Consider the following 23,509-nt stretch of genomic DNA (forward strand, 5'->3'; position numbering starts at 1 on the left):
ACCTTCCGTAGTTCGTTCGAGGGACGACGGGGGGAACCGTCGCTCGTGCGGGTCCGGCCGAGGTGGGGCCGGGTGCGGGTTCGAACGGGAAGGTCAGTCGGGGGTGGTCCCGGGGCGCTCGCCCGGAGCGGGACCGATCAGGTCGGCGTCGGTGGTCACGCGACCGGTGACGGCGAACTGCTGGGGTGCGATGCCGCCCAGTACGGCGAACTTCTTGGCGATCATCGAGCCGGACCCGCCGGACAGCACCTGAGTCGGCGCGGAGGGTGCGGCAGGGGAGGGCCAGTGCGGAGCGGGTGAGTGGTCAGCCGGCTGGGGGATGGCGAAGGCGGGAATGGCGTACGCCGGAGCCCCAGCGCCGCTGACGAGCCGGACCTTGTCGGACAGCGACGACTTGGTCGCCGCTGAGCGAGCGTGCGGCTCGCTCGGGGCCAGGTGCTTCGGAGCCGGTCCGGTCGCCTTGGGCGAGGCCTTGGCCGCCGGAGGCTGCGGGGTCGGCACTGCTTTGTCCAGCGATGACGTCGAGGCCACGATCGCGGGCCTCGCGGCCGGCGGCTGGACGAGCCGGTCGGTGACCGGGCGCAGGATCCGCTCGGCCACCGGTTCGAGTGCGGGGCGCAGGATCTTGTCGGTGACCGGTTTGAGTGCGGGGCGCAGGATCTTGTCGGTGACCGGTTTGAGTGCGGGACGCAGGATCTTGTCGGTCACCGGCTTCAGCGCGGGACGCAGGACCTTGTCGGCGACGGGCTTGAGGGTGGGGCGGAGGACCTTGTCCGTGACCGGCTGCAGAGTCGGGCGGACCACCTGCTCGCGGACCGGGGTGACCGTGTCGGTCACCGCGCCGATCGTCGCGGGGAGCAGGTGCTCGCCGGGGGGCTCGGGAGACGCCGAGGCCGAGGAGGCGGACAGGATGACGGCGGCCGTCGTACCGGCGAAGAGGCCGAGCGCCCAGAGCACGGACCGCGGCAAGCGGCGGCTCGGTGCGGTCATGGCGTCTCACGTCCCCAGAACGTCGTCCGGTGTTCCCTGACACGACGACTTCGGGGCCGGTCGCTGACCGGATAGGTGTTCGGTGAGACTTTCTACGGCTGGTCGTAGATTCCGCGCAGCCGGAGCGACATCGAGTTGATCAGGTGCTGGGTCATCGACGCCTCGGCGGCGCCCGGGTCGCCGGAGCAGATCGCCTCGACCAGGTGGCGGTGCTCGACCAGGACCTCCGGCCCGGTGTCGCGGTCGTAGTGCAGGCGGAAGATGTGCAGATGGCAGTGGGTGCGCTCGAACGCGAGCCGGACCTGCTCACTGCCGGACAGCTCGGCGATCAAAGTGTGGAACCGGTTGTCGTGCGCGGTCAGCGACTTGTAGCCGGCGTAATCCACTGAGGTCGGCTCGACCGCCGTCGAGAGCTCGGCGGCGAGACGCTCCCGCCCGGTGTCGTCGATCAGCTCGGCGGCGCGGCGCGCGGCCCACGGCTCCAGCAGCCGGCGGAACGAGTACAGGTCCTCGAACTCCTCGAGCGTCAGCAGCGGCGTCGCCCGGTATCCCTTGAGCGGCTCCTTGTCGGCCAGCCCCTCCGACTCCAGTCGGGCCAGCGCCTCACGGACCGGCGTCGACGAGACCTGGAACTCCCGCGCGAGCCCGTCGATGGAGATCCGCCCGCCGGGCCGGATCGTGTGGTCCATCAGCATCGTCTTGATCGCCTCGTAGACGTCGTCCGCCAGCATCTGCCGGCGCAGCAGCCGCCGGTCGTGCGGCTCCAGGATGTCCGTCATCGGCCTCTCCACAGGGTGGTCCCGCCCTTGACCCAGCCTCGGCGATTAGGCAGGGTTACGGTCGTAATCATGCATCATGCACGATTTGCTGTCCGGCTGCTAGCACCCGGGGTTTGGGAGAGGCGATGCTGAGGTTCGACGAGATCGGGGTCCTGCCGGAACCGGCGGACAACGCGGCGATCTGCTCCCGCCGGCTCGAGGCCGGGACCGTGATCGACTTCGACGGTACGCCGGTGACGCTGCCGCACACCGTGCTCGAAGGGCACCGGATCATCGTCCGGCCGGTGCGCGAGGGCGAGGCGATCACGTCCTGGCAGACGCCGTTCGCCCGGGCCCTGCGTGATCTGCGGGTCGGCGACTACGTCTGTACGCCGCCCAGCCTGGCCGCCGTCAGCGCCCGCGGCGGCGTCGTGGGGCTGCCGACCGAGGCGTCCGCGAGCAACGAGTCGCTCGACCCGTACGAGCTGGACGAGAACGCGCTCCACTTCGGCCGCCAGATCACCTCGGTCGAGCAGCCGGGCACGTTCCTCGGGTTCCCGCGCGAGCAGGGCCCGGCGGGCACGCGGAACCACGTCGTACTGATGGCGACGAGCTCGCGGTCGAGCGGGTTCGTCACCGAGCTGGCCCGGCGCTTCGACGGCGCGGCGGCCGGCGACGGCGTCGTACCGGTCGCGCACACCGAGGGCGGCGAGGACGGTACGCCGAACAACCTGGACTTCCTGCTCGCGACGCTGGCCGGGTTCGCGCTGAACCCGAACGTCGGGGCGGTGCTGATCGTGGACACCGAGGAGGACGTGGTCTCGGGGCAGGCGATCCGGGAGTTCGTGGAGGCGCAGGGGTATCCGGCGCTGAAGGTTCCGCATGCCTATTTCACTCGCGCTGGTGGGTTCGAGGCTGATCTGACCGCGGCGGGCAAGCTGATCGAGCCGTGGCTGCCGGTGGTCGACGCGCAGCAGCGGGTCGAGGTGCCGCTGGCCGACCTGTTGATCGCGCTGCAGTGCGGCGGGTCGGACGCCTTCTCCGGGATCTCGGCGAACCCGCTCGCGGGCAACGTCGGCGCCGAGGTGATCCGGCACGGTGGCGCGGCGGTGCTCGCAGAGACCGACGAGCTGATCGGCGCCGAGGGGTACGTGCTGAAGAACGTGCGCGACCTCGGCACGGCGCGGCGGTTCCTGTCGCTGGTCCAGTCGTTCAAGGACCGGGTCGGCTGGCACGGGCACACCGCGGAGGGCAACCCGTCGGGCGGCAACATGTACCGCGGGCTCTACAACATCGTGCTCAAGTCGATCGGCGCGGCCCGCAAGCTGCCGCGCGAGGTCCGGCTCGACCACGTCATCGACTACGCCGAACCGCTGCCGGGCACGGGCTACCTCTTCATGAACAGCCCCGGCAACGACCTGGAGTCCGTCGCGGGCCAGATCGCCAGCGGCTGCAACCTGATCTTCTTCACCACCGGCAACGGGTCGATCACCAACTTCCCGTTCGTGCCGACGCTCAAGTTCGTCACCACGACCACCCGGTACGAGCACCTGCACGCCGAGATGGACGTCGACGCCGGCCGCTACCTCACCGGTACGCCGATGAACGACCTCACCGCGGACACCTTCGCCCTCACCGTCCGCGTAGCCTCCGGCGAACCCACCGCCGGTGAACGCGCCGGCCACAGCCAGGTCTCCATCTGGCGCAACTGGCGCCAGTCGGGCCCCGTCGAAGGAATCTCCATCACCACCGACGGCCGCATGAGTCGTCGTCTGGAGGACCTCCCGGCAGAAGACCGAGACGCGCTCCTGCCCGGCCTGCCCCTCGCCGCCCGCGCCGGAGGCGCAGGGCAGGTGTCGGGGGCGGCCGGCTCCCCTACCTCTTCCCCCTCCCTCGCCCGCGCCGCAGGCGCGGGCGAGGGAGGGGTCCAGTTGTTGTCGGTGGACGACCGGCTGCTGCCGGAGGCGGTGGGGCTCATTCTTCCGACCAGTTTGTGTTCGGGGATGATCGCGCTGCGGCTGTCGGCGCAGGCGGAGTTGGAGAGGTGGGCCGGCGACTCCGTCACGCGGATGGTTGCCTTGCCGCACACCGAAGGGTGCGGGAGCTCCGGGGGTGCTTCCGAGGAGACGTTTGCTCGGACGATGCTCGGTTACCTGCTGCACCCGAACACCCGGATGGCGCTCCTGCTGGAGCACGGGTGCGAGAAGACGCACAACGACTACTTCCGGTCCCAGCTCGTCGCAGCGGGCGCGGATCCTTCGCGGTTCGGGTGGGCGAGCATCCAGGCCGACGGTGGGATCGACGCGGTGGGCGAGCGGGTGCGTGAGTGGTTCGGGAGCTTCGCCCTGCCGGCGCCGGTCGAGGTCGACGGGGACGTCGGCGCGTTGACCGTCGGGCTGGAGGCTCGTGGCGCGTTGACCGACGAGACCGCCGAGGCGCTCGCGCTGATCGGGGGAGAGATCGTCGGTGCAGGGGGATCGGTGGTGCTGTCCTCTCGCGGTGGACTGCTCGAGAACGAGGTCTTCCGGACGGCAGCGTTCGGATCGACAGCGGAGGTCGGCCCGACCGTCGCGCACGGCCAGCGGTTCGCCGTACCGGGCTGGCACGTCATGCGGATGCCGGGAACGGACTGGATGGAGACCGCGACCGGCTTCGGCGCGGGCGGTGTCCAGCAGATCCTCGCGCACGTTGCCGGCGGCACCTTGTCGGCGCAGCGCTTCGTTCCGGTCGTCGAGTTCAGCAGCGACCCCGAGACCGTCGCCAAGTACGGCGACGACCTCGATGCGGTCGCGGCCGGTGACGCCGCCGACCAGGCGCGCACCGGCCTGGACGCGATCGCCGCGGTCGCGAGCCGCCGCCAGGTTCCCAAGGCGGTTGCCTCAGGCAACGTAGGTTTCCAGATCACCCGCGGTCTGCTCGGGACGTCGATGTGAAAGGTGAATCCATGCACGTGGTCCGATTCCAGTCTCCCGGCGGCCGTCCGCAGGCCGGCGTCCGAACCGGTGACACGGTGGCACCGGTTCTCGGCGTCACCGACCTCGCCGAGTTGCTCCGGCTGACCGCGGCGGAGTTCCGCGCGGCGGTGGCGAAGACCGGCGACGCGGTCCCGGTCGACGGCGTGAAGCTGCTGCCGCCGCTGGACGGCCGCGGCGAGGTCTGGTGCGCGGGTGTCACGTACGAGCGCTCGCGCGGAGCCCGGATGGAGGAGAGCGGCGACGAGGACATCTACGACCGGGTCTACTCGGCCGAGCGTCCCGAGCTGTTCCTCAAGTCGCCCGCCTGGCGGCTCGTCACCGACGGCGAGCAGATCGGCATCCGGGTCGACTCCGGCCACGACGTACCGGAGCCGGAGCTGGCGATCGTCGCGAACGCGCACGGCGAGATCGTCGGGTTCACCGTCTGCAACGACATGAGCTCGCGCTCGATCGAGGGCGAGAACCCGCTCTACATCCCGCAGGCCAAGGTGTTCGCCGGCGGTTGCGCGCTGGCCGCCGGGATCCGCCCGGCCTGGGAGGTCGCCGACCCCAAGGACCTGACCATCGACCTGGTGATCCGGCGTGGTGGCGACGAGGTGTTCACCGGTACGACGTCGACCGCGCAGCTGATCCGCGGGCTGCAGGACCTGATCGACGTGCTGTTCGTCCCGAACGACTTCCCCGACGGCGTGATCCTGGCCACCGGGACCGGCATCGTGCCGGAGCTCGACTTCGCGCTGCAGGCCGGCGACGTGGTCGAGATCGCGATCAGCGACGTCGGGACACTGACGAATACGGTGGTCGTCGGACGTGAACCGTTCGCCTATCTGGCCACTGAATCTCTGGAGGAGAACCGATGACCCGCGACACCACTCCCGCCGAGCTCGAGCAGGCGCTGGCGGACGCCGCCGAGGCCGCGGCACCGCTGGCGGCGTCGGCGCCCGCCGTACGGGCTGGGTGGATCCGTGCGGTCGCCGATGCGCTGGACGCGGCGTCCGACGAGCTGGTGCCGATCGCGCAGCGGGAGACGTCGTTGCCGGAGGCCCGGTTGAAGGGCGAGGTCGGGCGGAGCAGCGGGCAGCTGCGGATGTTCGCCGACGCGCTCGAAGAAGGTTCGTTGCTCGAGGTGATCATCGACACCGCCGACGCTGAGGCGAAGCCGGTGCCGCGGCCGGATCTGCGACGGGTGCTGGTGCCGCTCGGGCCGGTGCTGGTGTTTGCTGCGAGCAACTTCCCGTTCGCGTTCAGTGTGTGCGGTGGGGACACGGCGTCGGCGCTGGCTGCCGGCTGCCCGGTGATCGTGAAGGCGCACCCGGGGCATCCCGAGCTGTCCGTGCGGACCGCCGAGGTGATGGTCGAGGCACTGACCGCTGCTGGAGCGCCGGCTGGGACGCTGGGTCTGATCCTGGGGTACGACGTGGGCGTGACGGCGCTGAAGGACGCGCGGATCACAGCGGCTGGGTTCACCGGGTCGGTGCCCGCGGGCAAGGCGCTGCACGAGATCGCGGTGACGCGGCCGGAGCCGATCCCGTTCTACGGGGAGCTCGGGAGCCTGAACCCGGTCTTCGTCACGCAGGCGGCGATCGATGCTCGCGGCAAGGACATCGCGAGCGGGTACGTCGGCTCGTACACGCTCGGCGTCGGACAGTTCTGCACGAAGCCCGGGCTGCTCTTCCTCCCGGCCGGGCACGGGCTGCAGGAGCAGCTCGTCGAGGCGACCGGTGGGGTTGCTCCGGCGACGATGCTGAACGAGCGGATCGCCGAGGGCTTCTCGTCCGGGCTCGACCGGCTGCGCAAGGTCGACGGGCTGCGGGTGTGGAGCGAGGGCGGCGGCGCGACGTTGCTGCAGACAACTGTCGCCGAGCTGGTCGCGCGGTCGGACGAGATCCTCGAGGAGTGCTTCGGTCCGGTGTCGATCGTCGTCGAGTACGCGTCGGTGGACGAGCTGGTCGCGGGGATCGAGGCTTTCGGCGGCAACCTGACCGCCACGCTGCATGCGGAAGATTCTGATGCGGAGTTGGCCGCCCGCCTCCTCCCGCTGCTCACGGCCCGCGCCGGCCGTGTCCTGTGGAACGGCTGGCCCACGGGCGTCGCCGTCTCCTGGGCCCAGCACCACGGCGGCCCGTTCCCGTCGACGGTCGGCTCGATCCACACCAGCGTCGGCGTCACCGCCGCCCGCCGCTTCCAGCGCCCGGTCGCCTACCAGGACACGCCCGACGTGGTCCTGCCCGCCGTACTCCAGGACAACAACCCGGCCGGCATCAGCCGCCGGATCAACGGGACGATCACCACCGCGGAGGTTTCTCGATGACGGACCTGCCCCCGACCGACGACCCCAACGACATCAACACTCCGGCTGACCGAGAGCCGGCTGCGCCTTCCCCTGCCAGCGGAGTCGCGCCCGTAGGAGCAGGTTCGTCGGCGGGAGGCCCTGGTGGATCGGCAGGGTCCGCTGAGGGTGCCGAGGGCGAGCAGGGCGCTGCGGGCAGCGTCGGGTCCGCGGGCGGCGGCGGTGGGCCGGCCGGCGCAGCCGGTGCGGGATCTCCCGCCGCCGGAGGCAAGGCGGGGGCGGGCGGCTCTTCCACCCCCTCCCTCGGGCGCGATGCCGCAGGCGAGCCGGGTGGATCTCCGGCCGCCGAAGGCAGGCCGGGCGGACCGGCTTCCTCCTCCTCTTTCCCGGCCGATGCCGAAGGCGAGCCGACTCCGGAGAAGACCGGCCGACCCGCTGGCGAGCCGCTCAGCGCCGCCGGGCACGGCGAGACCGGTCGGCGGAGTTTTGATCACTGGTTCGGGGAGAAGGACCGGAACGGGTTCATCCACCGGTCGTGGATGCGGGCGCAGGGGTTCTCGGACGAGGTGTTCGACGGGCGGCCCGTCATCGGCATCTGCAACACCTGGTCCGAGCTGACGCCCTGCAACGCGCACCTTCGTCGCCTCGCCGAGTCCGTGAAGCGGGGCGTCTGGCAGGCGGGCGGGTTCCCGCTGGAGTTCCCGGTGATGTCGCTCGGCGAGACCATGCTCCGCCCGACCGCCATGCTGTTCCGCAACCTGCTCAGCATGGACGTCGAGGAGTCCCTGCGCGGCAACCCGATCGACGGCGCGATCCTGCTGACCGGCTGCGACAAGACGACGCCCGGCTCGATCATGGGCGCGGCGAGCGTCGACCTGCCGACGCTCGTGGTGACCGGCGGCCCGATGCTGAACGGCAAGTTCCGCGGCTGCGACATCGGCTCCGGTACGGCGGTCTGGCGCTTCACCCAGGACCGCAACGCCGGCCGGATGACCGAGGAGGACTACGCGGCCGCCGAGTCCGGCATGTCCCGCAGCAACGGCCACTGCATGACGATGGGCACGGCGTCCACGATGGCCTGCATGGCCGAGGCGCTCGGCCTGCAGCTGACCGGTTCCGCCGCGATCCCGGCCGTCGACTCCCGTCGGTACTCGATCGCCCAGCAGGCCGGCCAGCGGATCGTGAAGATGGTCGAGGAGGACCTCAAGCCGAGCGACATCCTCACCCGCGACGCCTTCGCGAACGCCGTCCGGGCGAACGCTGCGATCGGCGGTTCGACCAACGCGGTCATCCACCTGCTGGCGATCGCCGGCCGCGTCGGCGTCGAGCTGACGCTGGACGACATGGACGAGTGGGCGCGCGGCGTGCCGTGGCTGGTGGACCTGCAGCCGTCGGGCAAGTACCTGATGGAGGACTTCTACTACGCCGGCGGCCTGCCCGCGGTGATGAAGGAGATCCTGCCGCTGCTTAAGGCCGACGCGATCACCGTGACCGGCAAGAGCATCGGCGAGAACGTCGCCCGCGCGGAGCGCACCGACTGGAGCGGGCAGGAAGGCGCGCCGGCGCACCCGGTGATCCGCCCGGTCGGCAACCCGCTCGGCAGCGGCGCGGGAACCGCCGTACTGAAGGGGAATCTCGCGCCGGACGGTGCTGTGGTCAAGCAGTCGGCGGCGTCGGAGCGGTTGCTGCAGCACCGGGGCAAGGCGCTGGTGTTCAGCAGCATCGAGGAGTACGACAAGGCCGTCGACGACCCGGACCTGGACGTCGACGAGGACACCGTGCTGGTGCTGCAGAACTCCGGGCCGCGCGGCTACCCGGGGATGCCGGAGGTCGGCAACATGACGATCCCGCGCAAGCTGGCGGAGATCGGTGTCGACGACATGGTGCGGATCTCGGACGCACGGATGAGCGGTACGGCGTACGGGACTGTGGTGCTGCACGTTACGCCCGAGGCGGCGGTCGGTGGGCCGTTGGCGCTGGTCCGCACTGGTGACTGGATCGAGCTCGATGTGCCGGCTCGCCGACTGCACCTGGACGTGTCGGACGAGGAACTCGCCAAGCGCCGAGCCGACTGGCAACCGCCCGCGGCACCGACCGGCCGTGGCTGGGCGAAGCTGTACGTCGAGCACGTCACCCAGGCCAACCAGGGCTGCGACCTGGACTTCCTGATCGGCAAGACCGGCTCGGCCGTCGCGAGACAGAGTCACTGATGAGCGCCGACGACACCGCCCGCCCGGCTGCGCCGGGCGGGCGGGGGGTAGGGGAAGGCGGGCGCCCCGCGGCCTCGGCTTCGCCGGGTCGGCCAGCCGACGGTGCGGCCTCCGCGGCGCCGGGCTCGCCCGCCAGAGGCGTGGCGGCCGGGCCGGGCTGGGGCCCCTTCGAGGCCATCCGAGGGCTGCGGCCCGACGGGGTGCTTCCTCAGGTGACGCCGGTTCGGCGGTTGATGCCTGACCTTCCCACCGAGACCGACCCGTACGGCGCCGCGCGGGCTGCTCTCGACAAGCTGCCTCGGGTGATTCAGCCGGGGGAGCGGATCGCGGTGACCGCGGGCAGCCGCGGTATCCGGGATCTCGTGCCGGTCGTGAAGGCTGCCGTCGACTGGCTGCGCGCGGCCGGCGCCGAGCCGTTCGTCGTACCGGCCATGGGATCGCACGGCGGGGCGACCGCTGAAGGGCAGCGCGAGATGCTGGCCGGGCTCGGTGTGACACCCGATTCCGTTGGTTGCCCCGTCGAGGCAACGATGGAGACCGTTGTCGTCGGCAAGCTCGACGACGGTACGCCGGTGCACCACGACGCGATCGCCGCCGCGGCGGACGGCGTGCTGCTGGTCAACCGGGTCAAGCCCCACACGGACTTCCACGGACCGGTCGAGAGCGGGCTCGCGAAGATCCTCGCGATCGGCCTCGGCAACCACCGAGGAGCGGCGGCGCTGCACGCCGGCGGCATCCCGCTGCTCGGTGGCGCGATCGAGGCCGCCGCCCGGACAGTGGTTGCTGAAGGCAAGATCATCGGCGGTCTGGCGATCCTCGAGAACGCCGTCGACAAGACCGCCGCGGTCGAGCTCGTCCCGGCCGACGGCATCGGCGCCGCCGCCGAGAACGCCTTGCTGCAACGGGCCGGCAGCCTGATGGGCCGGCTGCCGTTCGACCAGCTCGACGTCCTGGTGGTCGACGAGATGGGCAAGGACAAGTCCGGCACCGGCATGGACACCAACGTGATCGGCCGGTGCTGGGTGCACGGGATCCCGGAGTTCGACTCGCCGCAGATCGCCGCTATCAGCGTGCACTCGCTCAGCGAGGCGTCGCACGGCAACGCCTCCGGGCTCGGCATGGCCGACGTGATCCCGGCCCGGATCCTCGAGCAGATCGATCTGCAGGCGAGCTACGTCAACGCGCTCACCTCCGGCGCCGGCGGAGCACGCCGTTCGCGGCTGCCGATGGTGCTGGAGGACGACGCGGCCGCCGTACTGGGGGCTGTGACGATGAGTGGACGGCGTGACTGGTCGGAGCTGCGGCTCGCGCGGATCCGGGACACGTTGTCGCCGCACGAGTTGCTGGTGTCGCCCGCGCTGCTGGTGGAGGCGGGCGACCGGTTCGACCTGGAGATCACCGGGACAGCGCGGGACCTGACCGACGCGTCGGGCTCGCTCGGGAGCTGGGGAGAGGTATGAGGCTGCAGGAAGCACGCGCATTGCTGGCCGAGCGGGGATTCGGCGCGGCCGGTGACTCGGAGAAGCGGTTCGCCGACGGTACGCCGTACAAGGTGGAGATCCCGAGCTGCGAGGGCCCGGCGGTGATGACGGCCGTGCTCGACGAGGCCGCGACGCGGGGCGTGCGGGTCGACCGGATCTCGCAGGGCAGTGGCGTGATGATGCTGACCGACTCCGAGATCACCGAGATGGTCTCGCTCGGCGCCGCTCAGGACGTCGAGGTCTGCCTGTTCCTCGGGCCGCGCGGCGCCTGGGACATCGGCGGGCAGGCGAAGGTCTCGGCCGCGGTCGGCGGTGTTGCGCGGGGCAATGAAATGGTTGCCGCGTCGCTGTGTGACGCGTACCGGGCGGTCGAGCTCGGGGTGCGCAGCCTGCTGGTGGGTGATCTCGGCGTACTGGAGCTGCTGGGTGCTTTGAAGCAGGAAGGTGCGTTGCCTGAGGATCTGGTGCTGAAGACTTCCGTGCTGATGCCGTTGCCCAACGCACCGACCGCCGCGCTGTACGAGCGGCTCGGGGCAACGAGTTTGAACGTCTCGACCGACCTGCCGGTGCCGGTGCTGGCGGAGATCCGGTCGGTGACGTCGGTGCCGATCGACATGTACATCGAGGTCCCGGACGACCAGGGCGGGCACGTGCGGTTCTACGACGTACCGGACGTCGTACGGGTCGCTGCGCCGGTCTACCTGAAGATGGGGCTGCGGAACGCGCCGAACATCTACCCCGTCGGTGCACACCTGGCCGCGACCGCCGAGGCGCTCGGGCGGGAACGCGTCCGGCGTGCTTCGTTGATCTTGCGGTTGCTGGAGGAACAAGGCTGATGGACAAGCTTCTTGACCGGCTCCGCTCGGTCGTGGGATCGGTGGTTGTCGACCCCGACGTCCTGGAGGCCCATCGGCAGGACTCGGCGACGTTCTGCACGGCCGGCGCACCGCTGGTGCTGGTCCGGCCGGCGTCGACAGCCGAGGTGCAGGAGGTTGTCAGGGCGGCCGGCGAGTACGGCGTACCGATTGTGACGCAGGGCGCGCGGACGGGGTTGTCCGGCGCCGCGAACGCGATCGATGGCTGCATCCTGCTGTCGACCGCGCGGATGAACCAGGTCCTGGAGGTCTCGGTCGAGGACCAGGTCGCCGTCGTCCAGCCGGGCGTGATCAACGCGGACCTGTCCCGCGCGGTACTCGAGCAAGGGCTGTTCTACCCGCCGGACCCGTCGTCGTGGGAGATGTCGACGGTCGGCGGCAACATCGCGACCAACGCGGGAGGGTTGTGCTGCGTGAAGTACGGCGTGACCGGCGACTTCGTCCGTGGGCTGGAGGTCGTGCTCGCCTCCGGTGAGGTGATCAGGACCGGTCGTCGTACGGTGAAGGGTGTCGCGGGCTACGACCTCACGCACGTGATCGTCGGGTCGGAGGGCACGCTGGGGATCGTCACCGAGGCGACGTTGGCCCTGCGGCCCGCTCCGGAAGCTGCTTTGACGGCTGCCGCGACGTTCCTGTCGATCGAGGAAGGCGTCGCCGCCGCGGCTGCGGTGATGGGCTCCGGCTTGCGGCCGTCGCTGCTCGAGTTCATCGATGGGATCACGGCGCGGGCGATCCAGGACTACCGCGACATGGGACTTCCGGCCAACGTCGGATCGTTGCTCCTGGCCCAGTCCGACCGTGGGCCGCGTGCCGCCGAGGACGTCGCCGCGATCGCCGAGATCTGCACGGCCCACGGCGCCGTCGACGTCGCGGTCGCCTCCGACGCGGAGGAGTCCGCGATGCTCCTGGAGGCCCGCCGTCTGGTCCACTTCGCGAACGAGAAGCTCGGCACGTCCCTGATCGACGACGTCGCCGTACCGCGTTCGCAGCTGGTCGCACTGCTGCACGGGATCGATGCAATCAGCAAGCAGTACGACGTACTGATCGCGTGCCCCGGGCACATCGGCGACGGCAACATGCACCCCACCGTCATCTTCGACCAGGCCGACTCCGCCGCTGAAGCCCGCGCGCTGCAGGCCTTCGGCGCGGTGATGGACCTGGGGTTGGCGCTGGGCGGCACCATCACCGGCGAGCACGGCGTCGGCAAACTCAAACGCCAATGGTTGGCCCAAGAGCTCGGCCCCGTCGGGCTGCAGTTGCAGCGCAACGTCAAGGCAGCCTTCGACCCGGAGGGTCTGCTGAACCCGGACAAGCTGTTCCTCTAGGCCTCCCTGCCTGGAGTCGAACCAGGAACCCGGCCTTCGGAGGGCCGGGTGTGCATCCGTCACCAGAGAGTTGCCGGCGGCCCGTCCCCTGATCGGGCCGCCGTACGGGTTACTCGTGAACCACGACCACGCGGACCCAGTCCGCGCAGTCGCCTTCGCACCAGACGTGGTCGCCCGCGTGCGCGATCCGGTCGCGCTGCGTGTGTCCACAGGCGAGGTCGATGCGCCGGAGCGCGTGCCCTTGCTGGACCGGAGCACCGGTCCTGCCACCGGGAATCTTGCGTCGTTTGTTCCTGAGGTCGGCCATGGCCGGTCCTCCTCTCTTGTGGTTGGCTGTTTGGAGTGCAGGAGGCAGGATTCGAACCTGCTCAGCCCTACGGGCGACGGGGTTACAGCCCGCCCCACCTCTCCCACGGTGGCGCTCCTGCTGGGTGTTCGAGCGGTGAGAGCGAGATTCGAACTCGCGGACCGGCCGAAGCCGGTCGACGGTTTAGCAAACCGCTGCCCCTGCCGTCAGGCGGACCTCACCTCGGCCCGGCCGCCGTGCCCCCACGACGGCCGGGCTCTCCGATGCCGCCGGCGTCTCCGGCGGCGGGCTTGGGCGGACTGTCGCGTCCCCTGAGCGCGACAGTCCGTCGTACGGATCAACCCTTCACGCACACCACCTGCTTGAGGTGGGCAACTACTTCCACCAGGTCGGACTGGGCCGCGATGACCGACTCGATGTCCTTGTACGCCGCCGGAAGCTCGTCGAGCACGCCCGCGTCCTTGCGGGACTCGACGCCGGCGGTCTGGGCGATCAGGTCGTCGACGGTGTAGCGCCGCTTGGCCTCGTTGCGGCTCATCCGCCGGCCTGCCCCGTGCGAGGCCGAGTAGAACGATCGCTCCGAGCCGAGGCCGCGGACGACGTACGAGCCGGTGCCCATCGACCCCGGGATCAGTCCGAGGTCACCGAGTCCCGCCCGGATCGCGCCCTTGCGGGTGACCAGCAGATCGACGTCGTCGATCGTCTCCTCCGCCACGTAGTTGTGGTGGCACGAGATCGGCTTCTCGAACGTGATCTCGTGGTCGAACGAGTCCCGGACCGCCCGCATCACCAGGGCGAGCATCACCGCGCGGTTGCGCGACGCGTACTCCTGCGCCCAGGTCAGGTCGCGTCGGTACGCGTCCATCTGCGGCGTACCGGACAGGAAGACGGCCAGGTCGCGATCGGGCAGGTCGGCGTTGTGCGGCAGCTCGCGAGCGATCCGCATGTGCCGCTCGGCCAGCTCCTTGCCGATGTTGCGCGACCCCGAGTGCAGCATCAGCCAGACCCGGTCGTCGTCGTCCAGGCAGACCTCGATGAAGTGGTTGCCCCCACCGAGCGACCCCATCTGCTGCTGCGCCCGCTTCTCCCGGTCCTGCACCCCGTCGTGCAGGCTCGAGAACGCACCCCAGAAGGTGTTCCAGCCCCGATCGAGGCCGAGCTTGCGAACACTCACCGGGTACTCGTGCGACCGGAACCCGACCGGTACGGCGGCCTCGATCCGGCTCCGGATCCCCGACAGGTCGTCCGGCAGGTCCGCGGCGGTCAGCGAGGTGAGCACGCCCTCCATGCCGCACCCGATGTCCACCCCGACCGCGGCCGGCGACACCGCCTGCTTCATCGCGATCACCGAGCCGACGGTCGCCCCCTTGCCGAGGTGCACGTCCGGCATCACCCGGACCCCGTGCACCCACGGCAGCGCGGCGATGTTCCGCAGCTGCTGCAGCGCCTGCGCGCCGACCTCGTGCTCCTGAGCCCACATCAGAGTGGAGCTCTTCGCCCCGCTCAGCGGGACCGGGTACTGCATGTTCATCTCCCCACTCCTGTTCGCTTCGTTGTCTGCAAGCTGCCAGGGCAGGGCTCGAACCTGCGGGGCCTCGGGTCAGAACCGAGGATGGGACGCCGTCGCCCACCTGGCACCGCTCCGACCGGGGCACCAGGAGGTGGGCTCAGGTCAGAGGGCTATCTCCGCACGGGAAGGGATCCAGGGCTGCCACAGCAGCGGCATCCCGGCTTCCTCGGGGGTACGGCACCCCTTCTTCTCGTTGCACGACGCGTGCGCGGCGACCGCGTTCAGCCACTCGCCGCGACCACCCCGGGACCGTGGAACCACGTGGTCCATCGTGGTCGCGCCCGGCTTGCCGCAGTACGCGCAGGTGAACTTGTCCCGCTTCAGCACGCCGGCCCGGGTGTACTGCAACCGGCCGGTCGCGTAGCGCCACTTGGTCACGACGTACCGGACCAGCCGCAGCACCCGCGGCAAGGGGAACGGACCGATGCTGGCGCCGTCGTGCGCTTCCTCGACGACCGCGACCTCCCGGACGAGCATCCGGATGGCGTGCTGGATCGACACGACGTGGAGCTGCTCGTACGAGGCGTTGAGCACGATGACACCGCTCATGCTGGTTCCTCCTCTCTCCAGTGTGCCCGAACGATGGTTGCCGGGTCGGTTGAATCGGTGCGGCTCCAGGGACTCGAACCCCGAACCTTCTGGTCCTAAGCCAGACGCCTCTACCAATTGGGCCAGAGCCGCGTGCTTGCTCGTACGGCGTACGAGGTGCTGCTGGTACTGGGTGTCCGGCGGGGCTCGAACCCGCTTTCTCCGGGGTCACGTCCCGGTGCATCGCCCGCTTCTGCTTCGGACACAGCACGCCCGGCAGGATTCGAACCTGCAACCTCCTGCTTCGTAGGCAGGTGCTCTCTCCGGTTGAGCCACGGGCGTATGGGGCGCCCGCTCGGCCGGTAGCAGAGCTTCCCGCGGGCGCCTGGTCGAGCTGGAGAGATTCGAACTCCCGATTCCCTCATCCCAAATGAGGTGGCCTGGCCACTGGCCCACAGCTCGTTCCGCTGCCTTTTGTTTTTTGGCAGCATGAAATTGTCAAGAATGCGAGTTTCCACCCGTGGGTGAAATGAGACAAACAAAAAACCGCCCTGGCCGGGGATTCCCCCGACGGGCGGCTGCGCGCTGATCTGTGCCGATCAGTCGAGCGGGCCGCCGTACGCCGGGCTCAGCACCGCGCTGAGCTCGTAGCGGTAGGAGTGCGAGGTCAGGGGTCGCAGCAGGGACAACGGGGCGCCGCCCCGCTGAATCTTCTGCATCGTCCCGAACACTTTGTGCTCCCTGATCGTCGTAGTTGTTGTCTTGCGGGCACAAGCTTGGCTCATACGCCGTACTTACGTCAATGTATTTCCCGGAGAATCTATTCCCGGGCATTACGACGACGCGCCTCGGGGTCTGGTTCCGTGAACTGTCGGTGTCGTGTGCTGTGCTGGGCCGATGACTGTTCTCGTGCTCGGATCCACCGGCTCGACCGGGCGTCGTGTCGCTGACCAGCTCAGGTCCCGCGACGTACCCGTCCGAGCGGCTTCGCGCTTCGGCGACGTGCGCTTCGACTGGTCCGAGCCCGACACCTGGGCCGCGGCGCTCGAGGGCGTCAGCGCGATCTACGTGATGGCCCCGGACGGCGTACCGGTCGAGCCCGCCTTCATCACCCAGGCCGTCTCCGCCGGCGTCGAACGCCTGGTCCTGCTCTCGACCATGCACCCCGAGGAAATCGGCGACGACCGCCTGATCGCCGCCGAGGCGACCGTCCGCGACTCCGGCGCCGAGTGGACCGTCGTCCGCGCCCACTGGTTCAACCAGAACTTCGACGAGGGCTTCTTCCTCCCCGCCATCCAGGCCGGCCGCCTCGTCGTACCCCTCGCCGACCAGCGCCAGGCCTTCGTCGACGCCACGGATCTCGCCGCCGTAGCCGTCGAAGCGCTGCTGGGTGACGGCCACCACACCCAGACCTACGACGTCACCGGCCCCGAGGCCCTCACCTTCGCCGAAGCCTGCGCCCTCATCTCCACCGCCACCGGCCGCGACATCCAGTACGACGGCACCCCCGAGGCCTACCTGGCGACCCCCGGCGCCACCCAGGAAACCCTCGACTTCTTCCTCAACCAACTCTCCCTGGGCAACGCGGTCCCCACCAATACCGTCGAACGCCTCACCGGCCGCCCCGCCATCCCCTTCCAGACCTACGCCAACCACGCGGCCCCGGCCTGGACCTGACCGCCGTCCCCAATCCGATTCGGCTTCCCCCCACCCTTCCCGCTACACTCTTCCTCGGCCCTCCGGGGCCACGCCGCCTTAGCTCAGTCGGCAGAGCGTCTCACTCGTAATGAGAAGGTCGTCGGTTCGATTCCGACAGGCGGCTCCACGCAGAACCCCAGGTCAGAGGTCACTCTGAGCCTGGGGTTGCTTCGTACCCAGCCGATCCACCGCCATGAGCGAGGCGAGCGTCAGCGGTCAATGAAGGTTGACCCGCGACTGGTTCCTAGAATCCTTCCCAATTGGGCTTGGTGATTCCGACCCAGGTCACATCGCAGCCGATGGTAAAGCTTTGATTGGGGCTGAAAAGCCTCTGGCTTCCGTCCGAGCACGTGATGAAGCCCCAGTAGGCGCCGGAGAACCCGCCGCGCGCGGGGAAAAACTCAACGTGCATGGAACCTGGGGTTCCGCCATAGCAATTATCGCCGACATCGAAGTAGATGTGAACGTTCCCTGGCACGCAGCCCTCCCAGGCAGGGCCGCCTTGAGTGCCGGCAACTGCTGCGTTTGCTGAGGTGACCCCGGCAGCCGAGAAGGCTAGCGCCGCAATTGAGGCGCTCAGGATTTTCCCGAAAAGTTTCATCAAGTTTCTTCCTGTTCGAATGATGCAGTGTCGTTCGTGGCGGCCTCGGCCATGCCAAAACTCTCGCCTGTGAGAAACCGGTTGCGGTGCACGGTCGAGTAGCTGAAGTTAAATGGCATATCGATGCGCATTTCAACGATTTCGGCTGCTGCCGAAAGGGTTGCGGTGCCGCGCGACGGGGGTGGCTGCCTGTGTTCGCGGCATCGGTTGAGCCTGGGGCGTGGCATGGTGTTCGCGGACAGGACAACACGGTTCAACCCAGTCCGAGGAGCGCCATGAGACTTGCTGCCGCCAGCACCGCGATCGCCGCAACTACCGCGGTGATGCTGTTCGGTGCCGCGACCACCGCCCACGCCGCCAACGGAATCGTCAACGCTCAGAACAACACCGGGTTCGTCCAGTACATCGACTCCGGCGACAAGGTCAAAGTCTGTGACACCAAGAAGAACGACGACGGCGTCATCGGCTGGATCGCAGTTCGCCAGAGCGACGGGAAGTACAAGAACTACCCCCGGATCTACGCCGGCGGCGCGGGCAAGTGCGTCACCAAGACCCAGGACGTGACCCCGGAGAACACGTCGATCATCCTGACCGCCTGCTCGGTCAGCGGTGCCAAGGGCACGCCGTACAGCTGCGGCTCCAAGATCATCAAGGGCAGCTGAGCGTCCTCCTCGTCATGAAAGGTCGTCGGGTCGATTCCGACAGGCGGCTCCACCAGACCTCCAGATCAGAGGACAGCGTCCTTGCCCGGGATTTCTTCATCCGGGGCTCGGCTCCCGCGTAGTGCTCCGATCGGGTGGCCTTCGTTCGGCGCGAGCGCGTGGAACCATGGCTGCGTGGATCAGGACCGGAGACGCGCGGCAGTCGGCGCGCTGATCAAGCTCGCGTCCAGTGACGACTATCGGGATCGAGCCGACGCGGGGCGTGCCCTGGCGAGTTTCGCCGAGGCAACGGATCGCGGGCGGCGCTTCTTCGGTTGGTGCTCGATCCTGATGACACGGTCGTCACCCTCGCAACTGCGGAGGCGCTGCTCCGACGACAGGATCGCGCGGTGGAAGCCTGCCGACTCCTCTCGCTCGATGACAATGCGCACATCCGTCAAGGAGCCGCCGAACTCCGCGTGACGCTCGCCGAGATCGATCCGGTGCTCTACCCGCAAGAACCAGCCTGACGTCGGTCCTCGCCGGATCGCGCGACGTGCTGCAGGTCGGTGAGCTGGACGCGCCCAGGCCCGAGTGATGGCGGCTGGCGATGTCGGCGTTGGAGCAACCGGCGCCCACCAAAAGGCCGAGGACTCGCTCCGACTTTTGGTGGCCGGGTCGAGCCCTGCGGTGGATCCGCGGGACCGGTCGGCGGTCCTAGCGTCGATGGGGCACCCGACCACACCGAGGAGACGCCGTGTTCCGTACTCGCTCGAGACTGCTCGTCGTGGGGGCCGTGTTGCTGGCCTTCGCGAGCGCCTGCACCACATCGGACGCCTCCGAAACGCCGCCATCGGACCTTACGGAGTTCCGCAACCAGCAGCTCGCGTTCGAACCGTGCGGCCCCTACGCGACAACGCCTGCCGACAAGAAGCTGTTCGCCGACAAGCGCCTGGACTGCGCGCGGGTTCAGGTGCCGTTGGACTACGACAAGCCGAGCGGAGGCCGCGGTGAGATCGCCATGCTGCGGATTCCGGCCGGCGGCGAGAAGATCGGGTCGCTCTTCGTCAACCCCGGTGGCCCCGGCGGCTCGGGCATGAACTTCGCCGCGACCATGGCTGCGGCGAATCCGCTGTGGACCGAGGGGGAGCTCGGTCAGCGGTTCGACATCATCGGGTTCGACCCCCGCGGCGTGGGCGCCTCTCTGCCCGAGCTGGACTGCTACACCGATGCCGACGACGACCGCGGGGCGGGCTTCGACGGCGGGCTGGACCTGGACAACGCCGCCAGTGAGGAGAAGGCGAAGGAGATCGTACGGCGGTGCGCGGAAAGCGCAGGTGGGGAGGACGCGCTCACCAGCGTCGGCACCCGGGAGACCGCGCGTGACATGGACCTTCTGCGCGCGGTCGTGGGCGACGAGAAGCTGACGTACGTCGGCTACAGCTACGGGACGGAGCTGGGTGGGGTCTACGCGGAGGCGTTCCCGCAGAACGTGCGGGCGCTGGTGCTCGACGGCGCGGTCTCCCCCAAGAAGTCCCCGGCCGAGCTGCTGGTCGCACAAGGCGTGGCCTCCCAGGCGGGCTTCGACCTGGTGGCCAAGGAGTGCGCGCCGACTCCGGGCTGCCCGCTGGGGAAGGATCCGGCGCGCGCGACCGAGAAGTTCCAGGCGTTGACCCGTCCGTTGGTCGACCGGCCCGCGCGCACTGCCGACGGCCGTGGCCTGAGCTACGACGACGCCGTCACCGGCGCGCTGGCCGGGATGCGCGCCGAGGCCCTGCGGCCGCGGCTGCTCAAGGGGCTCACCGAACTGGCCGCGGGCCGCGGCGACACGCTGCTCTCGCTGCGCGACCAGATGACCGGTCGCAGCCCGGACGGTCACTACAGCGATCTCATCGACAGCTTCGTCGGGATCCGGTGCATGGACTGGCCCCGCCGTACGCCGGCCGAGCAGACCGAGATGCTGCGCCGGATCCGCGCAACCGCCCCGATCATCGACGACGGCCGGCCGTTGGAGCAGAGCCACCACGTGTGCGCGGCGTGGCCGAAGCCGCCGACGCGGACCGGGCCTTGGCTGACCGGCAACGCCGACCTGCCGCCGACTCTGACCGTGTCGACCACCGGCGACGTGGCCACGCCGTACCAGGCTGGAGTCGACCTGGCCGAGATGCTGGGCGGAAGCCTGCTGACCGTGGATGGCGAGCAGCACGGCGTGGCTCTGCTCAGCCAGAACGCGTGCATCGACGACGTCGTACTCAAGTATCTGGTGGACTTGAAGACACCACCCAAGGGCGCGCGCTGCGAGTTGTGACCGGAGCGGAGGCCCTGGTCGCCTGGTGCGAACTGGTCAGATGGTTGGACCCCATCGCGGACGGCGGAGCGCTTCGCTAGCATCGGGTCGTGGCAGCGACGGCTTCTGGGGTGTTTCGGCGTACCGCGATCGAGCGGTCGGATCAGCGGGTCTCCTGGGAGCGAACGGATCAGGCCTTCTTCTCGAGTGGGGCGTGCCACGTGCTGGCCTGGACGTGCCGGGACTTCTATCCTGACCAGGAGATCGCGCTGGCGGCGATGTACATGGGTGAGTTCGAGCATCCGCTGCACGTGTACGCGCGGTGGGGACCGTGGGTGTTCGACGCGTCGGGGTGGAACCTCGAGTCCGAGATCATGCAGGTCAACAGCGACTTCGAGGGTCTCCCCGTCCGCGAGGTGGAGACGATCAGCAGTGGCCTCCGGGAGTTCTGCGAGAAGCACGTGCATCGGCAGCCGCACCAGTACTGGGCAGACCCGACAGAACGCGCCCGCGCTTACGTGAGCCGTTACGACCCGCCCTGGTTCTAGGGGGCTCCGTCGGATCCGGCTGAGCGTTCGGCGTGTTCGAGGGCTACTTGTACGCAGCCGTTTCCGCGGGCGTGGCAGTACATGGACAGTACGAGGCCTCGGACGGTCCAGGCGGTCGCCGGCATGTGCGCGGGGCCCCACTCTTCGGGGGTGGGCTCTTCCGGTCCTCGTCAACATTGGTTGACGCTCGGAGGGTGGTCAACTAAAGTTGACGCATGGATGCTCAACGGCTGACGGAGTTGGTTCTTGCGACCTCCGGCGACGATCCGATGGCTGCGCTTGTGGCGACGGCGAGTCTTCGGAAGGAGGCGGAGCGGTTGGAGGCGGTGCATGTTCGCCGGGCCCGGAACAGTGGAGTGACCTGGACGGAGATCGCAACGGTGCTTGGGGTTTCGAAGCAGGCGGTGCACAAGAAACACGGGGGGCGTGGGTTGTTCGGGGGGCAGTCGTGACGGGGGTTCGAGGGGACGAGACGCTTGCGGCGGAGGTGCGCGCGCTCTTGGGTGATCGGCATCCCGTGGCTGTTGCCGCGGCGGTGACGCCGTACGGGAGCAGGGTGGCCGGTCTCGGCGCTTGTCTTGATGCGGACTTCGAGCTCGGGTCGATTTCCAAGGGGATCACCGGACTGCTGTACGCCGATGCGCTCGGACGAGGAGAGGTTGCAGCGGCGACCACGCTCGGGGAATTGTTGCCGTTGGCAAACGTTCCCGCGGCGGCCGTGACGCTCGGGTCGATCGCGGCGCATCGTTCGCGGCTGCCGAATCTGCCGGTGGCGGCCAGGCCGGTACGACGTACCGTCTCGCTCTGGAGGACCGGTGCGAATCCGTACGGAGATAGCCTCGAGCAGCTCATCGTCCAGGCGCGCAGGGTGCGGCTCAAGCGGGCGAGTGTCCGGTACTCCAACCTCGGCTTCGAATTGCTCGGCCATGCGGTCGCCTCTGCGGTGGGGACGAGCTACGCGGAGCTTGTACGCCGGCGCCTCGCCGAACCGCTTGGACTCGACGGGTTCTACGTGCCGGCAACGCCGGATGAGCTGCGGGCCGGTGCGGTGATCGGCACGAGTAGATCGGGACGAACGCGGCAGCCGTGGACCGGCGAGGCGTTCGGGCCCGCCGGTGGTATCCGCGGATCGATTCGCGACCTGGCGAGCCTCGCGGCCGCGCTGCTCGACGGTTCCGCTCCGGGCGTCACGGCACTGGACCCGGTCGCCGATTTCTCCGGAGGAGTCCGTATCGGCGCCGCGTGGATCACCCTTGAGCACGGCGGCCGGCTCGTCACCTGGCACAACGGCGGCACCGGCGGGTTCCGTACGTGGATCGGTCTCGACCGGGCCGCTGGGACCGCCGTCGTGCTGATGTCCGCAACGGCGGTCCCGGTCGACCGGCACGGGTTCGCTCTCCTGGCACAGGTGACCGCACAGGCGGTTCGCTAGGCGCCGCGCACCGGGACGCCACGGCGCCAGGGGGTGAACCGAATGGCCGGCGTCAGGCGTTGCGGTTGCGGTCGTACAGGAGGCACAGGGCGCCGCTGGCGGCCGGGGTGGAATCGGTCAGGGTCCACGAGCCGGGGTGGTGGTCAGGTCAGAGGCGATGCGCTGAGCGGCAGCTTGGCGGTGCGGCCGCTCGGGCCGCTGCTCAAATCCCGGGGACGGTGGAGAGACGAGCGACCACACTCGTGAGGTGCAGCGAGACGACGTACGGGACGGGGAGACGCCTACGCCGATGATGGTGGCGGCGTGGATGCTCGCCGGCTGAGCGGGATTGGTGTTGTCCAACCAGGCGGCGTTCAAGGTGGAGTACGACCACATCGCGGAGCTGTATCTCGGTGGGCGGGTCGCGTGGGTCTGGGCTGTCCACGAGGTCGCCGCGGTGGTGATCGCGTCCGGGAACGCCGATGAGGCGTTCGAGCAGCCGCTGGGTGGGCTGTGGGAGGCCGACCTCGAGCTCGAGCTCAGACGGAGCGAGCCGTGGGGGCGGACCGACGAGGAGTTCGCCGAAGTTGTGCGGGTGGCGTGCGTCGCTCAGCTGCAGTGGTGACCGCGGCGGGCGGTCAGAGGGCGATGTGGAGGTGGGCCGTGATGGTTTGGCCCTCCTCCAGGGATTCCGCCTTGCGGATGGCGTCCTTGAGGGGGAGGAGGTACTTGCCGTCCTTGGGGTAGAGCGAGGTGGTCCACTCGGTGGCGCCGATGCGGGCGGTGACGGGGATCATGCCCCAGCCGTAGCTGACCGAGGTCGAGGTGGCCTGGAGGTCGGTGGACTCGTCTTCGGGGACGGCGACGAAGTGGAACGGGGAAGGGCCGCGCCAGGAGAAGATCTCGCCGGTGAAGTGGACGTCCATGGGTCGCAGGATACGGAATCGGCGCGAAGTATCGGCGGGGCTTATGGACTTGATCGGGGATCATCGCTTTTCTTGTTGCACCAGGCGC

21 protein-coding genes and 7 tRNA genes are annotated in these 23,509 nt (G+C 69.4%); 15 read left to right on the top strand and 13 right to left on the bottom strand.

Annotation, left to right across the window (positions count from 1 at the left end):
* Nucleotides 1-93: 93 nt before the first annotated feature.
* Both ACLQ2O_RS05625 and ACLQ2O_RS05630 read right to left on the bottom strand, forming a co-directional pair.
* Nucleotides 94-990 carry a hypothetical protein gene (locus tag ACLQ2O_RS05625; protein WP_425827884.1) on the bottom strand — a complete coding sequence of 299 codons (897 nt, stop codon included), beginning with the start codon at nt 988-990 and terminating at the stop codon, nt 94-96.
* A gap of 92 nt (nt 991-1,082) precedes the next feature.
* Nucleotides 1,083-1,769, bottom strand: coding sequence for a GntR family transcriptional regulator (locus ACLQ2O_RS05630; RefSeq protein ID WP_425827886.1), 687 nt, complete (start codon nt 1,767-1,769; stop codon nt 1,083-1,085).
* A 125-nt stretch (nt 1,770-1,894) separates the two neighbouring features.
* On the opposite strand from ACLQ2O_RS05630, the gene ACLQ2O_RS05635 reads away from it, so the two are divergent.
* The 7 genes from ACLQ2O_RS05635 (at nt 1,895) to ACLQ2O_RS05665 (ending at nt 12,904) form a co-directional block, all read left to right on the top strand.
* A complete protein-coding gene (locus ACLQ2O_RS05635) occupies nt 1,895-4,681 on the top strand; it encodes a UxaA family hydrolase (protein ID WP_425827888.1) in 2,787 nt (928 codons plus the stop codon).
* A gap of 11 nt (nt 4,682-4,692) precedes the next feature.
* Nucleotides 4,693-5,583 carry a fumarylacetoacetate hydrolase family protein gene (locus tag ACLQ2O_RS05640; protein ID WP_425827890.1) on the top strand — a complete coding sequence of 297 codons (891 nt, stop codon included), beginning with the start codon at nt 4,693-4,695 and terminating at the stop codon, nt 5,581-5,583.
* Nucleotides 5,580-7,034, top strand: coding sequence for an aldehyde dehydrogenase (NADP(+)) (locus ACLQ2O_RS05645; RefSeq protein ID WP_425827892.1), 1,455 nt, complete (start codon nt 5,580-5,582; stop codon nt 7,032-7,034). The genes ACLQ2O_RS05640 and ACLQ2O_RS05645 overlap by 4 nt, the downstream gene beginning before the upstream one ends.
* Entirely contained in the window at nt 7,031-9,223 is a 2,193-nt protein-coding gene (locus tag ACLQ2O_RS05650; RefSeq protein ID WP_425827894.1) for an IlvD/Edd family dehydratase, read from the top strand. Before ACLQ2O_RS05645 ends, ACLQ2O_RS05650 begins: the two co-directional genes overlap by 4 nt.
* A 233-nt stretch (nt 9,224-9,456) precedes the next feature.
* Complete coding sequence (locus ACLQ2O_RS05655) at nt 9,457-10,683, top strand: DUF2088 domain-containing protein (RefSeq protein WP_425827896.1); 1,227 nt, start codon at nt 9,457-9,459, stop codon at nt 10,681-10,683.
* Nucleotides 10,680-11,540 (top strand): hypothetical protein, encoded by an 861-nt coding sequence (locus ACLQ2O_RS05660; protein WP_425827898.1) that lies wholly within the window; start codon nt 10,680-10,682, stop codon nt 11,538-11,540. Before ACLQ2O_RS05655 ends, ACLQ2O_RS05660 begins: the two co-directional genes overlap by 4 nt.
* Nucleotides 11,540-12,904, top strand: a complete 1,365-nt coding sequence (locus ACLQ2O_RS05665) for an FAD-binding oxidoreductase (protein ID WP_425827900.1) — start codon at nt 11,540-11,542, stop codon at nt 12,902-12,904. Before ACLQ2O_RS05660 ends, ACLQ2O_RS05665 begins: the two co-directional genes overlap by 1 nt.
* 109 nt (nt 12,905-13,013) lie before the next feature.
* Here the strand turns inward: ACLQ2O_RS05665 and ACLQ2O_RS05670 are convergent, their stop codons facing one another.
* The 9 genes from ACLQ2O_RS05670 to ACLQ2O_RS05710 form a co-directional block, all read right to left on the bottom strand.
* Nucleotides 13,014-13,211 carry a hypothetical protein gene (locus ACLQ2O_RS05670; protein ID WP_425827902.1) on the bottom strand — a complete coding sequence of 66 codons (198 nt, stop codon included), beginning with the start codon at nt 13,209-13,211 and terminating at the stop codon, nt 13,014-13,016.
* A gap of 36 nt (nt 13,212-13,247) precedes the next feature.
* Nucleotides 13,248-13,332: transfer RNA gene (locus tag ACLQ2O_RS05675), tRNA-Tyr, on the bottom strand.
* Nucleotides 13,333-13,344: 12 nt separating this feature from the next.
* Nucleotides 13,345-13,433, bottom strand: a tRNA-Ser gene (locus ACLQ2O_RS05680).
* Nucleotides 13,434-13,548: 115 nt separating this feature from the next.
* Nucleotides 13,549-14,742, bottom strand: a complete 1,194-nt coding sequence (locus ACLQ2O_RS05685) for an RtcB family protein (RefSeq protein WP_425827904.1) — start codon at nt 14,740-14,742, stop codon at nt 13,549-13,551.
* Between the two features lie 141 nt (nt 14,743-14,883).
* The gene (locus ACLQ2O_RS05690) at nt 14,884-15,330 is read right to left on the bottom strand and encodes an HNH endonuclease (protein ID WP_425827906.1); all 447 of its coding nucleotides are present in this window, start codon (nt 15,328-15,330) and stop codon (nt 14,884-14,886) included.
* 58 nt (nt 15,331-15,388) lie between these two features.
* Nucleotides 15,389-15,462, bottom strand: a tRNA-Leu gene (locus ACLQ2O_RS05695).
* Between the two features lie 39 nt (nt 15,463-15,501).
* Nucleotides 15,502-15,575, bottom strand: a tRNA-His gene (locus tag ACLQ2O_RS05700).
* 2 nt (nt 15,576-15,577) lie between these two features.
* Nucleotides 15,578-15,651: transfer RNA gene (locus tag ACLQ2O_RS05705), tRNA-Arg, on the bottom strand.
* A gap of 44 nt (nt 15,652-15,695) precedes the next feature.
* A tRNA-Pro gene (locus ACLQ2O_RS05710) sits at nt 15,696-15,771 on the bottom strand.
* Nucleotides 15,772-16,206: 435 nt separating this feature from the next.
* On the opposite strand from ACLQ2O_RS05710, the gene ACLQ2O_RS05715 reads away from it, so the two are divergent.
* Nucleotides 16,207-16,986, top strand: a complete 780-nt coding sequence (locus ACLQ2O_RS05715) for an SDR family oxidoreductase (protein ID WP_425827908.1) — start codon at nt 16,207-16,209, stop codon at nt 16,984-16,986.
* Nucleotides 16,987-17,058: 72 nt separating this feature from the next.
* Nucleotides 17,059-17,134, top strand: a tRNA-Thr gene (locus ACLQ2O_RS05720).
* A gap of 117 nt (nt 17,135-17,251) precedes the next feature.
* Here the strand turns inward: ACLQ2O_RS05720 and ACLQ2O_RS05725 are convergent.
* Nucleotides 17,252-17,608, bottom strand: a complete 357-nt coding sequence (locus ACLQ2O_RS05725) for a hypothetical protein (protein ID WP_425827910.1) — start codon at nt 17,606-17,608, stop codon at nt 17,252-17,254.
* Nucleotides 17,609-17,883: 275 nt separating this feature from the next.
* On the opposite strand from ACLQ2O_RS05725, the gene ACLQ2O_RS05730 reads away from it, so the two are divergent.
* The 6 genes from ACLQ2O_RS05730 (at nt 17,884) to ACLQ2O_RS05755 (ending at nt 23,120) form a co-directional block, all read left to right on the top strand.
* Complete coding sequence (locus tag ACLQ2O_RS05730) at nt 17,884-18,270, top strand: hypothetical protein (protein ID WP_425827912.1); 387 nt, start codon at nt 17,884-17,886, stop codon at nt 18,268-18,270.
* Between the two features lie 317 nt (nt 18,271-18,587).
* Nucleotides 18,588-18,779: a hypothetical protein gene (locus ACLQ2O_RS05735; protein ID WP_425827914.1), complete on the top strand. Its 192-nt coding sequence runs from the start codon at nt 18,588-18,590 to the stop codon at nt 18,777-18,779.
* Nucleotides 18,780-19,036: 257 nt separating this feature from the next.
* Nucleotides 19,037-20,557: an alpha/beta hydrolase gene (locus ACLQ2O_RS05740; RefSeq protein ID WP_425827916.1), complete on the top strand. Its 1,521-nt coding sequence runs from the start codon at nt 19,037-19,039 to the stop codon at nt 20,555-20,557.
* Nucleotides 20,558-20,646: 89 nt separating this feature from the next.
* Entirely contained in the window at nt 20,647-21,084 is a 438-nt protein-coding gene (locus ACLQ2O_RS05745; RefSeq protein ID WP_425827918.1) for a hypothetical protein, read from the top strand.
* A 487-nt stretch (nt 21,085-21,571) separates the two neighbouring features.
* A complete protein-coding gene (locus ACLQ2O_RS05750) occupies nt 21,572-22,516 on the top strand; it encodes a serine hydrolase domain-containing protein (protein WP_425829077.1) in 945 nt (314 codons plus the stop codon).
* 334 nt (nt 22,517-22,850) lie between these two features.
* The gene (locus ACLQ2O_RS05755) at nt 22,851-23,120 is read left to right on the top strand and encodes a hypothetical protein (protein WP_425827920.1); all 270 of its coding nucleotides are present in this window, start codon (nt 22,851-22,853) and stop codon (nt 23,118-23,120) included.
* Nucleotides 23,121-23,133: 13 nt separating this feature from the next.
* Here the strand turns inward: ACLQ2O_RS05755 and ACLQ2O_RS05760 are convergent, their stop codons facing one another.
* Complete coding sequence (locus ACLQ2O_RS05760; RefSeq protein ID WP_425827922.1) at nt 23,134-23,421, bottom strand: DUF1905 domain-containing protein; 288 nt, start codon at nt 23,419-23,421, stop codon at nt 23,134-23,136.
* Nucleotides 23,422-23,509: the final 88 nt, after the last annotated feature.

The sequence above is a fragment of the Kribbella sp. DT2 genome, from assembly GCF_049844575.1.
Classification (GTDB): domain Bacteria; phylum Actinomycetota; class Actinomycetes; order Propionibacteriales; family Kribbellaceae; genus Kribbella.

Excerpts from the sequence above, each read along its gene's own strand:
- ACLQ2O_RS05715 (WP_425827908.1), top strand. The coding sequence starts at position 16,207 with ATGACTGTTCTCGTGCTCGGATCCACCGGCTCGACCGGGCGTCGTGTC.
- ACLQ2O_RS05655 (WP_425827896.1), top strand. The coding sequence starts at position 9,457 with ATGCCTGACCTTCCCACCGAGACCGACCCGTACGGCGCCGCGCGGGCT.
- ACLQ2O_RS05645 (WP_425827892.1), top strand. The coding sequence starts at position 5,580 with ATGACCCGCGACACCACTCCCGCCGAGCTCGAGCAGGCGCTGGCGGAC.
- ACLQ2O_RS05725 (WP_425827910.1), bottom strand. The coding sequence starts at position 17,608 with ATGAAACTTTTCGGGAAAATCCTGAGCGCCTCAATTGCGGCGCTAGCC.
- ACLQ2O_RS05730 (WP_425827912.1), top strand. The coding sequence starts at position 17,884 with ATGAGACTTGCTGCCGCCAGCACCGCGATCGCCGCAACTACCGCGGTG.
- ACLQ2O_RS05760 (WP_425827922.1), bottom strand. The coding sequence starts at position 23,421 with ATGGACGTCCACTTCACCGGCGAGATCTTCTCCTGGCGCGGCCCTTCC.
- ACLQ2O_RS05640 (WP_425827890.1), top strand. The coding sequence starts at position 4,693 with ATGCACGTGGTCCGATTCCAGTCTCCCGGCGGCCGTCCGCAGGCCGGC.
- ACLQ2O_RS05690 (WP_425827906.1), bottom strand. The coding sequence starts at position 15,330 with ATGAGCGGTGTCATCGTGCTCAACGCCTCGTACGAGCAGCTCCACGTC.
- ACLQ2O_RS05665 (WP_425827900.1), top strand. The coding sequence starts at position 11,540 with ATGGACAAGCTTCTTGACCGGCTCCGCTCGGTCGTGGGATCGGTGGTT.
- ACLQ2O_RS05635 (WP_425827888.1), top strand. The coding sequence starts at position 1,895 with ATGCTGAGGTTCGACGAGATCGGGGTCCTGCCGGAACCGGCGGACAAC.
- ACLQ2O_RS05685 (WP_425827904.1), bottom strand. The coding sequence starts at position 14,742 with ATGAACATGCAGTACCCGGTCCCGCTGAGCGGGGCGAAGAGCTCCACT.
- ACLQ2O_RS05625 (WP_425827884.1), bottom strand. The coding sequence starts at position 990 with ATGACCGCACCGAGCCGCCGCTTGCCGCGGTCCGTGCTCTGGGCGCTC.
- ACLQ2O_RS05670 (WP_425827902.1), bottom strand. The coding sequence starts at position 13,211 with ATGGCCGACCTCAGGAACAAACGACGCAAGATTCCCGGTGGCAGGACC.
- ACLQ2O_RS05630 (WP_425827886.1), bottom strand. The coding sequence starts at position 1,769 with ATGACGGACATCCTGGAGCCGCACGACCGGCGGCTGCTGCGCCGGCAG.
- ACLQ2O_RS05660 (WP_425827898.1), top strand. The coding sequence starts at position 10,680 with ATGAGGCTGCAGGAAGCACGCGCATTGCTGGCCGAGCGGGGATTCGGC.
- ACLQ2O_RS05650 (WP_425827894.1), top strand. The coding sequence starts at position 7,031 with ATGACGGACCTGCCCCCGACCGACGACCCCAACGACATCAACACTCCG.